Below are 12881 nucleotides of genomic sequence, written 5' to 3' on the forward strand. Positions count from 1 at the left end.
CACCCAAACCATACAAAACCCGATTTTACTCGGTTCGTTAAAACTTCACGTGTTCGACTCAACAGCGCATCCGGAGCGACCGATACAAGTGGCATAGCCGGACCACGTAGGCCCGGCCGCGACAACCGAACGAGGCAACGGAAGCCGCCGGGCGACCATGGGCATGACGCCTACGGTGGCCCGTTGCCACGCGCCGATTTCGGCTGGCTCGATCCCGTTCAGCCCTCGCCGACCGCGAACGTCAGGGACGCCCAGAAGCTCTTCCAGTCGGCATCGTCCCGGTCGTCGGTGCGGAACATGTGCAGGCAGGTGAGCATCCAGGGGCCGGCGAGTTCCAGGTCGATCGGCGCGTAGCCCTCGGCGTCCGTCCGCACGATCTGGGCCGACGACGTTCCGCCGGCCGCGGCCCGCTGGGAGACGGCGACTACCCGCGCGTCGGCCATCGGCTCGCCCAGGTAGAGCACCCGCACGCGGGCCTGCTGCCCGGCGCTCGCAGATTCCAGCGGCTCCAGGACGAGTTCGAGTGGAAGCCCGACGACGCGGTCTTCGAGGCCTGCGGCATCCTCACCGACGCGCACGAGCGCCTTGGCGCAGCGGGCGTACATCTCGATGCCCGGCTGGTTGGTCTCGCCGAGGGCCTCGCGCTGCGTGGTGATGTGATCGAGCCCCTGCTCTTCGAGATAGGCCGCGAATCGCTCGGGCCCGAGCTCGCTGAGCACTTCCTCGCTCTCGTAGGCAATCACGCTGGTGCCAGCGGTGCGGAGCCGAGCAACGTTGGTCGGTTGCCCATGGCGGCCCATGACCTGCTGCGTGCCCTGCGCATCGACGATCTCGAACCGCTTGACGTACGGCTCGTTGCGAGGCACGAACTCGCCCTCGAAGCGATGGCCGTGCATGAGGAAGAACCGGCCGAGCTGGCCCGGGGCGGCCTCGAATTGGCTCGGACGCACCCAGAATTCGTGGGCGCTGGCGAGGCTGACGCAGCCGAGCACGGCCGCGATGATTGGGAGAAGGCGTCGCGATTGCATCGTGGGACTCCGTGGATCGGGGAGCGAAGCACCGCGAAGCGCGTCAACGCGTCGCGGCGTAGATCGAGTCGGTTGGGTTACATGAATGCGCCGGCGCGCTCCCAGATGTTCAGGAACTCGAGCACGTCGAAGATCGTGATCATGCCGTCGCCGTCGATGTCGGCGATGTCGAAGTCCGTCGGCGTGCGATCCTTGCTGTTGTTGGCGCCCGAGTGGGGCGTCGCCGCATACGGGAACACGCCGTTGAAAGGAATGTCGTTCTCGGTGACGTTGTCGCCGACGAGCGTGATGGCGGCGTAGTCGGGGCCGCTGGCAACGGCCGTGAGCGCAATGTCCACGACGTCGTCGCCGAAGCGGCGACCGTTGGGCCATCCGCTCGAGACGCCGCCCATGTCCGCGGTCACGTCCCCCCCGATGAAGCCGAGCCGGCTGAAGCCGTCGTCGCCCGCCAGGCGCACCGGTCCGGTCGTCGTCGCGACACGGATGACGTCTGGGACGTAGACGGCGGCAAGATCGACACGGCCGGAGGTCGCGAAGTCGGTGCCATAGACGAGGTTGATCAGCGCGGCAACCTCCGGATTCTCGGCGTAGGTCGAGAACTGGGCGTCGTCGACCGGGTCGGTCGCGTTGTAGCGGTCCTTGTCGGCGAGCGCGACGAGCACCTCGTTGAACAGCGGATTGCCCAGGCGATTGACCTGGACCCACGGCCCGGTCGAGCGGATGTCGTCGCCCGCGACGCGCTCGGTGAACTGGCGTCGGGCTACCGAGGCGTACACGCCCACGCCCCGCTGGTCGCCGAAGAAGGCATCGCTGTAGGGCAGCTGCGGCAGTTCGCTGAGCGGCACCTGCACCGCGAACGTCAGAACGTTGAAGCCCTTGAAGCCGTCGACGCCGTTGCCGTCCTGGCCCAGGCCGTCGCTCAGGTCGCCGTTGCGATCGAGGATGCGCGGGTTCAGCAGGTCGAACACGCCCGGTACGTCGGCATAGAAGCTGTCGTCGCGGGTGCCGGCGAAGAACACCGTGCCCTCGTCGCCGTCGATGATCGCCTGGCGCGTATAGGCGTCGAGGTCGTCGAGCGTCTGGGCGCCCGACATCGCGAATCCGTCGGCGTCGTTGTACAGCGGCGTGACGCGGTTGCCGGGGTTGGGCGGGCCGGTGACGGCATCGGACGCGAGCGTCGTCGCGCCCGAGCCATCGACACGCTCAACCGCATACGTCTGGGTGAAGTTCTGCCGCGCGTCGCCGATCTCCATGATCGCGCCGGGCTCGGTGCCCAGCCCGTAGCTCAGGATCGTGCCGGGATTCTTGAGGCCCCCGTCGACGTCGGAGAACGTGAAGTCGTAGCGGATCAGCGTCTCGCCGGTCATCGGGTTCGCCACGTGCAGGCTGTACCGGGCGTCGTCGGCGAAGCGCTCGTAGTGCGGTCCATCGCCGGGCTCAACGAACGGGCGGACGTTCGCCACGATGTTCAGGACCTCGACGCTCGGGTCGTCGTACTTCGTGCCGACGAAGGCGTACACGTCCGTCAGGTTGGCCATGGGGTCCTGGTCGATCAACGGCGCGTCGCTGTGGCTCGAGGCCAGCGTCGCGGGCGTCATGAACGCAGCCGCGCCTGCGGCGGCAGCGATGGCGGCGGCGGCCGTCATGCAGGTTCCGGTGCGGGCGAGTCTGTTTCGGATGTTCGGCATCGTCATCTCCTTCGCGTGCGGGGCATGCGACAGCGCCCGGGGCGGCGTCGCCCCGGCCTCCGCCGAACGTCCTGGAGCGGGTCTGGAGACGGATTCGGGGCCACTTGCAGGACCGATGCACCACCGACGCACGATTTCCGCGCGTGCAAGGAAAACGGCCCGCAGCGAGCCACGGGCCGTTCAGCGTATTGGTATCGCGACCGAAGCCGCCAGTTCGAGGGACTCAGCTCAGGCCGAGCGCCGCGCCGATGCCCGGCGCGAACTTCACGACCACGCCCGCGAACACCACCGCCACCGAGCTGAGCAGCTTGATGAGGATGTTGAGCGACGGGCCGGACGTGTCCTTGAACGGGTCGCCCACGGTGTCGCCCACGACGGTGGCCTTGTGGTCGTCGCTGCCCTTGCCGTAGACGTACTCGTCACCGTGGCCGCTCTCGACCATCTCGCGGGCACGCGCGAGGATGTCATCGCGGATGTCCGCGGGAATCTTCTCGCGCTTGGCCGAGTCGTTGAGTGCGTCGGTCGCGGTGATGCGGCCGTAGCTCTCCAGCAGCTTCTTGGCGTTGTCCCACGCGCCGCCGGCGTTGGCCATGAAGACCGCCACCGCGAAGCCCGTGATCAGCCCACCAGCGAGAAGGCCCATGACGCCGCTGACGCCCAGCGCCAGGCCCGTCGCAACCGGCACGAGCACCGCCAGGATGCTGGGGAGCACCATCTCCTTGAGCGCGCCGTTGGTCGCGATGGTGACGCAGCGGGCGTAGTTGGGATAGGTCTCGGCCCCCGAGCCGACCTGGTTGGGCCAGCTCTGCGGGTTGGCGATGTCTTCCTCGCTCATGCCCTCCTTGCGGAAGAGCCCACGCATCTCGCCGAACTGGCGGCGACACTCCTGCATCATGATGTTGGCCGCCCGGCCCACCGCGTCCATGGTCAGGGCGCAGAACAGGAACGTCAGCATCACGCCGATGAACAGCCCGCCTAGCAGGCTCGGGTTGGTCATCGTCACGTTGTAGAACGTCAGGATGTCGGAGATCGTGATCTGCCCGGTGGACACCGCACGGATCGTGATCGCGTGCGAGTGGTTGTCGTGCGGCAGATCGCCCACGAGCGTGAGGTTGCGAGACGTGGCGAGGTCGCCCTCCCACATCAGCGTGAACTCCATGCCGGGCTCGACCAGGTCGAGCGCCCCGCCGCCACCGAAGTGGCCGCGCTCGGCGATCTCGTCGAACTGGCTGGGGTCGAGGATGATCGCGCCGCCCGTGTAGTTCCCGCCGTCGCGGCCCTCGCCGGGCGCCATGATCCCGAAACGCCGGTGGCCCTCGTAGATCGCGACAGCGCCCTGGAGCTCAGCCGTGCCATCAGCGGTCATCACGACGACCTGCTCGTTGGCGAACTTGGTCGTCTGCTTATCGACGTGGTACTGGACCACCTGCACATACGCCGCCAGCAGCGCAAGCGCGGTAAGCGCGGCCGACCCGATGGCGAAGCCCTTGCCCGTTGCGGCGGTCGTGTTGCCGATTGAGTCGAGCAGGTCGGTGCGCTCGCGGACCTCCGGGGGCTGGCCGGCCATCTCGGCGTTGCCGCCCGCGTTGTCGGCGATGGGGCCGTAGGCGTCGGTCGCCAGCGTGATGCCCAGCGTCGCGAGCATGCCGACGGCGGCGATGCCCACGCCGTACAGGCCCATCAGCAGGTTCTCGTTGCCACCCGAGATGCCGAAGGCAACCAGGATGGCCACGACCACCGCGAAGATCGAGAGCCACGTGCTCTTCATGCCCTCGGCGATGCCGGTGATGATGACGGTCGCCGGCCCGGTGATGGCCTGGCTGGCGATGCGCTTGGTGGGCGGGTGCTCGTAGCTCGTGCAATACTCGGTCCACCAGGCGATCAGCAAGCCGCTGAACAGGCCGGCGCAGATCGAGAGGCTGAACTGCCACCACTGCACGCCCAGGGTCCGCCCGGTCTCGGCGTCGCCCACCAGCAAGAACGGCACGCCGAACGCCGCGAGCACCAGCAGGCCCGAGGCGAGCCAGACGCCCACGTGCAGGCTCTTGAGCAGTTGCTTGAAGCCGGCGTCTTCCTTGGTCCGCACGGCGAACACGCCGATGATCGAGGCGATGATGCCCACGCCGGCCAGCACGATCGGAAGCGTGCCGACCTTCATGGCCAGGTCGAAGCCGCCTTCCATGCCGCGGAGCACGGTCACGCTGAAGGCCGCCGACACGCCCAGGGCGATCGCGGCGATGATGCTCGAGTAATAACTCTCGTACAGGTCGGCGCCCATGCCCGCGACGTCGCCGACGTTGTCGCCCACGTTGTCGGCGATGGTCGCCGGGTTGCGTGCGTCGTCTTCGGGGATGCCGGCCTCGACCTTACCGACCAAGTCGGCACCGACGTCGGCTGCCTTGGTGAAGATGCCGCCGCCCACGCGGGCGAACAGGGCCTGCAGCGACGCACCCATCTTGAACGAGATCAGCACGGTCACCATCGCGGCCAGCAGGCCCTCGCGGTTGCCTTCCTCGGCCAGGCTGAAGGCGCCGAGCTTGTCGCCGAAGCTCACGAAGAAGAAGTACCAGAAGCTCAGGTCCAGGATGGCCACGCCCACGCACGTCAGGCCCATGACCGCGCCCGAGCGGAACGCGACGGTGAGTCCGTCGTTGAGGCTCTCTTTACAGGCCGTCGCCGTCCGGGCGCTGGCGTTGGTCGCCATCCGCATGCCGAACCACCCGCACAGGCCGCTCAGGAAGCCGGCGACGGGCACGCCCACCATGGCCCAGACGGGCTCGAGCTCGGCCCAGACCATGAGGCCGAGCACGGCGATCAGGAAGATGAAGACGATGCCCACGACCTTGTACTGGCTCTTGAGGTAGGCCATCGCGCCATCGCGGACGGCCTGGGCGATGCGGACGGTCTCGCCCTCGCCCTCGGGCTTGCTCATGACGCTGCCGCGCAGGTAGACCGCGGTGGCCAGGGCGGCGATGCCCGCGATCGGGGCGACGTAGAACGGCGCTGGGATGTCGCCGATGGCCCCGAGCGTCAGGGTCAGCGATGGCGTCGATGGCACGGGCATGAGGCAGGGTCCCTTCTACGAGATGCGGATCGTGGGTTCACGTCGCGTGAATTCTGGCGAGGACGGATCGTGAGAAGGGCCGATCATAGATCGGACACTCCCGTTTTCCGACCCGCTCGCGCGGGGAATCTGCCCCTAGTTCCATCCGGAGCATCCCGCCCCATGCCCGTGACGCTCAAGACCGTGATCGGCTTCGCCCTGGCCTTCGCTCTGGGGGCCGCCTGCCGCTGGATCGACGTCCCCGTGCCGGCCCCCAACAAGCTGATCGGGGCCCTGCTGGTCCTCGCCGTCACGCTGGGGTACCTGGCGGCCGACCGAGTGCTCCCTCCCGTGGAGGTCTCGGCCCAGACCGACCCGGCCCAGACAGAAAAAACCCGCGACGATCCAAGGACCGCCGCGGGCGAATGACCCCACCGGGATTCGAACCCGGGTTTCCAGGATGAGAACCTGGCGTCCTGGACCAGACTAGACGATGGGGCCAGTCGGCAAAGCAAAAACGCCAGAGGCAACGCTACCAGGGATGTGGGGCGGGGTCAACTCGGCAGGCTGACGCGGTCGCAGCCGGGGCATCTTTGCCTTGCGTGACCTGCCAGCTTGCAGTAAGCTATCTCGTGTGAGATCAGACATGCCCCTCGACCGCCAATTCGCGATCGCATGCACGGTGCTCGCCGCCTTTCCGCTGGGCACAGCGGCCCAGGTCGACGCCTTCGTGGCCGCGGCAGACGTGAGAGCACACGGCCTTGGCGAGCTCGACCGAGGCTTCGGGGTCCCGATCTTCGAAGAGCGTTCCGTCCTTGGCGACCGCATGCCCTTTCCCAGCGCCGAGTTGTTCCTGCCCGTAGGCCCTGCCACGATTCCAGAGCCAGGCGTAGTCGCCACCGTGCTGGTCGAGGGCGAGCTCGAGAGTCCGGCGATCGAGCCCATCCAGCGGCTGACCGCCGACGTTGGCGTCGAGATTGACCAGTTGTTCGATCCCATCGAGCCGCCGTACCTGCGGCGGTGCGAATCGGGCTGGTCGCACGCGGTAGCCATCGTGGTCTTCAACACCATCACGCTTGAACTCGACGTGCGGACCACGCCTCCCGCAAGCCAACCCGGCGTCGAGCTGCGCGACCTCATTCCGGCCTCGGTACTCGACGCCGACGGCACCGTGCTGCTGGAAGGCCCGCCCGTGCCCGGCCAGCTTTCCTATCGAACCAGCATCATGCTCGGCCCGGGGGTGTACTCCCTCGAGAGCAGTGGCACCCTGGCATCGAGCACCGAGGGCACGCCCGGCCTGGACGCGACTGCGGCCCACACGATCGAGTTCACCTTCACGGCCGGCTGCCGGGCCGACCTGGACGGCGACGGTGTGCTGACGCTCTTCGACTTCCTGGTGTTCCAGGACGAGTTCGGCATCGGTCGCACGCTCATCGCCGACTGGGATCGCGACGGTGAGCTAACGGTGTTCGACTTCCTGGGCTATCTGAATGACTTTAGCGCGGGCTGCCCGTAAACCGCCCCTACGCCGGCCCCAGTAGCACCAGCACCGTCACGTTGTAACACGCGTGCGCCCCCACCGCGACGCCGAAGCCCCGCAGCAGGTAGATGGCCCCGAGGTACAGCCCGCCGACCAGATACAGCAGCGCGGGGGCGATTGCCAGACCAGTGCTCGTCCACACGTCGTGGTAGAGCATGAAGGCGATCGCGCTCACCGGCAGCGCGATGGCGACCGTCACGCCGGGCTTCAGGCGGCACAGGTCGGCCAGGACCGCGTGCAGGAGCGCGAGCAGGGCCATGCGGAAGAGCAACTCTTCGTACAGCCCCGCCCCGATGGCGATGACCATGCGTGCCTGCCAGCTCAGGTGGCCCAGGGCGTCGAGGCTCGCGGGAACCAATGGGATCGCGGACGGCTCGGGCGTTGCCGGCACGCCAGCACCGGGTGCCTGGGTCATCCGCGTCAGAACGCCGGCGAAGAGCAGCAGCGGCACCATCCACGCCACCGCCTCGGCGAACATCAGCGGCACGACGAGTGGCTTCAGCCTCCACCGCCGCTTCTCGAACACGTGCCACAGCAGCAGCACGACCACGATGACCGCCGCCGGCAGCGAGTAGCCCACAACCGTCGACGGTGAAACGCCCAGGGTCTCCATCGCCCCGGCGATCATGGCCCACGCGCGCACGCCGCCCGAGGCGGCCAGTTCCTCGTGGTGCAGCGCCAGGCCCACCTCGTAGATCAGGATGAGCGGAATCAAGAATGCAAGCACGTGCAGCGGCGTGCGAGACGCGCGGGCGTATTCGGCAAGGGCCGGGCCCTCGGGCGACGCATCGCTGTGCTTGGTTTCGTCGCCCTTCGGCGCGGACGTACGTGGCATGCGGCCAATCGTAAACGTTGAACGCCCGAAAACAAAAACCCGTCGCTCGAAGCGACGGGTTACGTAGTGATCAGGTGTGGCAACGGCGCCTGTCGGTCAGCCGCCGGTGGCCTTGGCCTTGAGCCTCGCGTTCAGGCGGCTCTTGCGACGGGCGGCCTGGTTGGGGTGGATGACGCCCTTGGAGGCGGTGCGGTCGAGCACCTTCTGCACGGTGAGGAACGAGGCCTTGGCCTCGTCGACCGAGCCGTGGGCCAGCTTCTCGTTGAAGTCCTTGATCGCCTCGCGCATGGCCTTGAGGCGCCAGCGATTGCGGGCGCGGTGGCGTTCGTTCTGGCGGATGCGCTTGCGTGCAGAAACCGTGTGGGCCATGGGCGAACCATTCCTCCTTGGATCTCGCCGCCAAAACGGACGGGCGGGCGAGCGAGACGGGCCTTTGGACGAGATGAGGCCGTTTTCCCGCAACTGCGTGACGCCGGCCTCTTCGCCAAGAGCACGCCTCGGGTGAGAGGATTATTGCCGCCCAGTCCCCCCCGGATCAAGCGCCCTGAGCCTGAATCCCACCAGGGAGCCAAGACGGGCGTTGCCCCGAGGCAGGGGTCCGTGCTATCATCGCCCCGCGTTTACGCGAGCGGGTGTAGCTCAACTGGATAGAGCACCTGACTACGGATCAGGAGGTTTGGGGTTCGAATCCCTACACCCGTGTTGCCCCCACGAATGCAAGCGGCCCCGGTCACCAAGCCGTCGGGCCGCTTTTTCGTGCGCGGCCCCTGTTTGAGCCACGCTCCGAGTTCGTGCGCTCGAACAATCGGGCATGCCCGACGCCAGCCCCCCGTCCGAACTCGCCCGCGATCAATCGACCGTGCTCGACGCCCTCGCTCGTGCCTGCGAGCGCGTGGGCATGGGCGAGCACTTCCGGGCCGGGCAGGCCGTGGCCAACCGTTGCGGCTCGTTCGCCGGCGAAGAAGACCTCGACCAGGCCGCCAAGACGCTGGCGGGCATGGACCTGGACGCCTTGGCCGGGCTCATCCGCGTGGGGACGGCCCGATTCCACCTGCTCAACAAGGCCGAGCAGCTCAACATCGTCCGCGTCAATCGCCAGCGGGAGATCCAGTCGGCCGGCGGCCCCGCGCGGCCCGAGTCGATCGAGCAAGGCATGGAGCGGCTCGTCGCCGATGGCATGGACGCGGCGGGCATCGCCGAACTGCTGACACGCCTCGACATCGGCCCGACGCTGACGGCCCACCCTACCGAGGCCCGCCGCCGGACCGTGCTCGACAAGCAAGCCGACGTCGCAGCCAGCGTGGCCCGGCTGGGCCGCGACGACCTGACCGCCCGCGAGCGGGCGGAGGTGCACGGGCGGCTGGAGCGCGCCATCTCGCTCCTGCTCACCACCGACGACGTACGCGTGCAGCGGCTGGACGTGCCCGCCGAAGTGCGCAACGGGCTGTACTTCGTCCGCACGACCATCTGGAAGGCCGTACCCCGGCTCGTGCGCGACGTGGCGTGGGCAGCCAAGCGCACGCTGGGCGAGGACCAGAGCGCTGTCGTCGCCAACGACCTGCCCGCGATGCTCCGCTATCGCTCCTGGATCGGCGGCGACCGCGACGGCAATCCGAACGTCACCGCCGACGTCACGCACCGCACGCTTGCACTCATGGGCGAGACGGCGCGGAGCCTGTGGAAGCACGAGCTCGGCCGCCTGCACGATGCCCTCTCGGTCTCGAGCCAGCGCGCCGACCTGGGCAGCGACCTGCCGACCGACAACGAGGGCCAGTACCGCCACGAGCCGCTGCGCGTCAAGATCACCGAGATGATCGGAACACTCGACGACGCCGGCTACGCATCGCGCGACCTGCTGGCCGACCTCCTCACGCTCCGCAAGGCCCTGCACCACACCGGCATGCCGGGCCTCAAGCGCGTGGCCGAGGAGGGCCTGCTAGCCGACGCCATCACACGAGCCCGCGCCTTCGGCCTGCATCTCGCGACGCTCGACGTCCGCCAGCACTCGGGCGTGCATGCCCGCACGCTGGCCGAACTACTCAAGATCGCCGGCGTCGAAGACGACTACCAAGGACTCGACGAAGACGCGAAGCTGGCGTTGCTCCGCCGCGAGCTCTCGCACCACCGCCCGCTCGTGCGCGAGGCCGATGCGCTCAGCGACGAGACGGCCGAACTCATGGCAACCCTGCGCGTCGTTCGCGACGCCGTGGAGCGTGAACCCGACTCGGTCCGCTGCTGGGTGATCTCGATGACGAGCCACGTGAGCGACCTGCTAGCGCTGCTGTTGCTGATGCGCGAGGTCGGGCTGTCGATCCAGATCGTGCCGCTGTTCGAGACCGTCGACGACCTTGCCAACGCGCCGAAGCTGATGGACGAGGCGCTGGCCGACCCGATCTTCCGAGCCCACGTCGAGGCAACCAGCGACGGCCCGCCCGAGCAGGAGATCATGCTGGGCTACAGCGACTCGAACAAGGATGGCGGCTTCCTGATGGCCAACGCCGCCCTGCACGCCGCCCAGCGGAGGATCGCCGAGGTCTTCGAGCGGCACGGCGTACGCCTGCGGTATTTCCACGGTCGGGGCGGCACGATCGGCCGCGGCGGCGGACGCGCCGGCCGGGCCATCCTGGCCGCCCCGCCGGCGGCCCGCAGCGGGCGTCTGCGGTTCACCGAACAGGGCGAGGTCATCACGTTCCGATACGCCCTGCCCGCCATGGCGCGCCGGCACCTCGAGCAGATCGTGCACGCCGCGATGCTGGCCGAGGCCTCGCGCGTGCCCTCTGCTGGCGCTGGCGCCTTCGAGAGCACGCTGCTGGACCTGGCTGGCCACGCGCGCAGCACGTACCGCTCGCTCATCGACGACGAGGCGTTCTGGCCCTGGTTTACCGGCTCCAGCCCGGTCGAGCACATCGCCGGCTTACCCATCGCGTCCAGGCCCGTCTCGCGCGCGACCGGCAGCCGGCTGCTGTTCGAGAACCTCCGCGCCATTCCCTGGGTGTTTTCGTGGGTCCAGATGCGCGCCCTCGCGCCCGGGTGGTACGGGCTGGGGTCCGCCATCGAGCACGCGAGCGAGGCGCAGGTCGGAGAGCTCCGCGAGGCAATCGACCAGCGAGCCTTCCTCGGCACCGTGCTCGACAACGCCGCCCAAGAGCTCGCCCGGGCACGCATGCCGATCTTCCGCCGCTACGCGATGCGCGGGCCGGGCGGCCGGCAGATGTACGACCTCGTCGCCGCCGAGCACGATCGCACCAGAGACGCCATCGCGAGGCTCACCGGCCGCAAGTACCTTATGGATCACGCCCCCGTCGTCGGCCGCTCGATCCACGAGCGCAACCCCTGGACCGACGTCTTGAACCTGGCACAGATCGAACTGCTCACGCGGTACCGCGACGCAGACGAGCGGGAACGCGAGCGCCTCGGGACGGTACTCCAAGCGAGCGTCAACGCCATCGCCGCGGCCATGCAATCGACCGGCTGACCGCGTCCGCTATTCGCTCAGCACGAAGCTGCGATCGTCCCAGATCTTCTGCAATCGCTGCTCGATGCCGCCGCCGGGCGTGAGCTCCTGGCCGCACGCGACCAGCAGGTCGACCAGCCCGTCGAAGTCCTCCAGCGAGATCTGCTCGCTCCCGATCGCCGCCGGCGTGGTGTTCGTGCCGGCCTGCACGGCCGAGAGGTCGGCCATGTTGTGGTAGTTGCCCAGCGGCAGGCAGACGCACGTTGCCTCGTACCCCGCGGCGCAGAAGACCGTGGCCTCGCACGCCCCGCCCGCCATGAGCTTGCGCTGCCAGCGCCACTTGGGCATCTCGCTCTGCTTCTGCGAGGCCGTGGGCGTCGCGGGCCCGCCGGCCACCGCCTCGGCCCGCGCGGCGACGGCCGCCGTCAGGCGCGGCGTAAAGACGGTCAACCGGTCGCCCACGCGCACGATCGGACCGCCGCCGATGGGCGAGTCATCGAACGCGCGGCTGTTCTCCAACGCGATGACCGGCGCCCCCTCGGGGATGCTCTTGTCGCGGCATGCGCCGATGGCCCCGACGAAGCCGATCTCCTCCGCCCGAGTGAAGAACACGCGTGCGTCGCGACCGACCGGCTCGCCGCGGGACTTGAGCTTCAGCAGCTCGTCGAGCGCCGCCAGCGCTGCGGCCGCCGCCGCCAGGTCGTCGCAGGCTGGCGCGTTCAGGATGCCCTCGGCCACGAACGACGCGGGCAAGAGCCACGTGGCGATGTCTTCGCTGCTCAGTCCATCGGTGTTGTGGCCCTCGTCGAGCCGGACCCGGTACCGCTTGAACAGCTCTTCCTCCCCCGACGCAGGCTCGATCCGCTCGACGATCGAACCCGGTCGCGGCTCACCCTCGGCCGGGTGCACCTGCACGCGGGCGTCGTTGAAGTAGTCGTCCATCACGCCGCCGCGGAATGCGACGACGAGCTCGCGGTCGCCCTCGATCGACTCGACGGCGAACCCCGGATGGTCGAGGTGGGCAGTGACGTACACCGGCTCGCCCGGCGCGAACGGCTCGACACGGCGGATCGTCAGGTTCCCGTGGTCGTCGCGGCTCATCCTGAGCTCGGGTCGCTGGGCCACCCAGTCGCGGACCCACGCCACGACGCGATCCTCCCGGCCCGCCACCGTGGGGATGCTGGTCAGCGCGGCCAGCCAGCGGTGGTGCGTCGTGCGTGCATCGGCGTCGATCGTCGGGGCGAGCGTCGTGGGCATGGAGCAGGGTAGCAAGCAACAACGCCGGCGCTTCGA

Annotated in this window: 9 protein-coding genes and 2 tRNA genes; 4 read left to right on the forward strand and 7 right to left on the reverse strand. The window is 68.6% G+C overall.

Going from position 1 to position 12881, the window contains the following annotated elements; all coding sequences use genetic code 11:
- Positions 1 to 218: 218 nt before the first annotated feature.
- The 3 genes from RIA68_07190 to RIA68_07200 form a co-directional block, all read right to left on the reverse strand.
- Positions 219 to 1028: a DUF4198 domain-containing protein gene (locus tag RIA68_07190; GenBank protein MEQ8317225.1), complete on the reverse strand. Its 810-nt coding sequence runs from the start codon at positions 1026 to 1028 to the stop codon at positions 219 to 221.
- 77 nt (positions 1029 to 1105) lie between these two features.
- Positions 1106 to 2716 carry a DUF4331 domain-containing protein gene (locus RIA68_07195; protein ID MEQ8317226.1) on the reverse strand — a complete coding sequence of 537 codons (1611 nt, stop codon included), beginning with the start codon at positions 2714 to 2716 and terminating at the stop codon, positions 1106 to 1108.
- Between the two features lie 223 nt (positions 2717 to 2939).
- On the reverse strand, positions 2940 to 5780 hold the full coding sequence (locus RIA68_07200) for a sodium/proton-translocating pyrophosphatase (protein ID MEQ8317227.1): 2841 nt from the start codon (positions 5778 to 5780) through the stop codon (positions 2940 to 2942).
- 162 nt (positions 5781 to 5942) lie between these two features.
- Between RIA68_07200 and RIA68_07205 the strand changes: the two genes are divergently transcribed.
- Complete coding sequence (locus RIA68_07205) at positions 5943 to 6188, forward strand: DUF1427 family protein (protein MEQ8317228.1); 246 nt, start codon at positions 5943 to 5945, stop codon at positions 6186 to 6188.
- Here RIA68_07205 and RIA68_07210 read toward each other — a convergent pair.
- Positions 6186 to 6260 (reverse strand) — tRNA-Glu (locus RIA68_07210). The two genes, RIA68_07205 and RIA68_07210, sit on opposite strands and share 3 nt — an antisense overlap.
- Before the next feature lie 145 nt (positions 6261 to 6405).
- Between RIA68_07210 and RIA68_07215 the strand changes: the two genes are divergently transcribed.
- Entirely contained in the window at positions 6406 to 7275 is an 870-nt protein-coding gene (locus RIA68_07215) for a GC-type dockerin domain-anchored protein (protein ID MEQ8317229.1), read from the forward strand.
- Between the two features lie 7 nt (positions 7276 to 7282).
- Here the strand turns inward: RIA68_07215 and RIA68_07220 are convergent, their stop codons facing one another.
- A complete protein-coding gene (locus RIA68_07220) occupies positions 7283 to 8134 on the reverse strand; it encodes a CPBP family glutamic-type intramembrane protease (protein ID MEQ8317230.1) in 852 nt (283 codons plus the stop codon).
- 96 nt (positions 8135 to 8230) lie between these two features.
- Complete coding sequence (gene rpsT, locus RIA68_07225) at positions 8231 to 8503, reverse strand: 30S ribosomal protein S20 (protein ID MEQ8317231.1); 273 nt, start codon at positions 8501 to 8503, stop codon at positions 8231 to 8233.
- Positions 8504 to 8762: 259 nt separating this feature from the next.
- Here rpsT and RIA68_07230 point away from each other — a divergent pair.
- Together RIA68_07230 and RIA68_07235 are read left to right on the forward strand one after the other, a co-directional pair.
- Positions 8763 to 8836: transfer RNA gene (locus RIA68_07230), tRNA-Arg, on the forward strand.
- A gap of 109 nt (positions 8837 to 8945) precedes the next feature.
- Positions 8946 to 11609 carry a phosphoenolpyruvate carboxylase gene (locus RIA68_07235; GenBank protein MEQ8317232.1) on the forward strand — a complete coding sequence of 888 codons (2664 nt, stop codon included), beginning with the start codon at positions 8946 to 8948 and terminating at the stop codon, positions 11607 to 11609.
- 9 nt (positions 11610 to 11618) lie between these two features.
- On the opposite strand, the gene RIA68_07240 is transcribed toward RIA68_07235, so the two are convergent.
- Entirely contained in the window at positions 11619 to 12845 is a 1227-nt protein-coding gene (locus RIA68_07240) for a hypothetical protein (protein MEQ8317233.1), read from the reverse strand.
- Positions 12846 to 12881 lie beyond the last annotated feature (36 nt).

Source organism: Phycisphaerales bacterium (assembly GCA_040217175.1).
Lineage (GTDB): Bacteria > Planctomycetota > Phycisphaerae > Phycisphaerales > UBA1924 > JAHCJI01.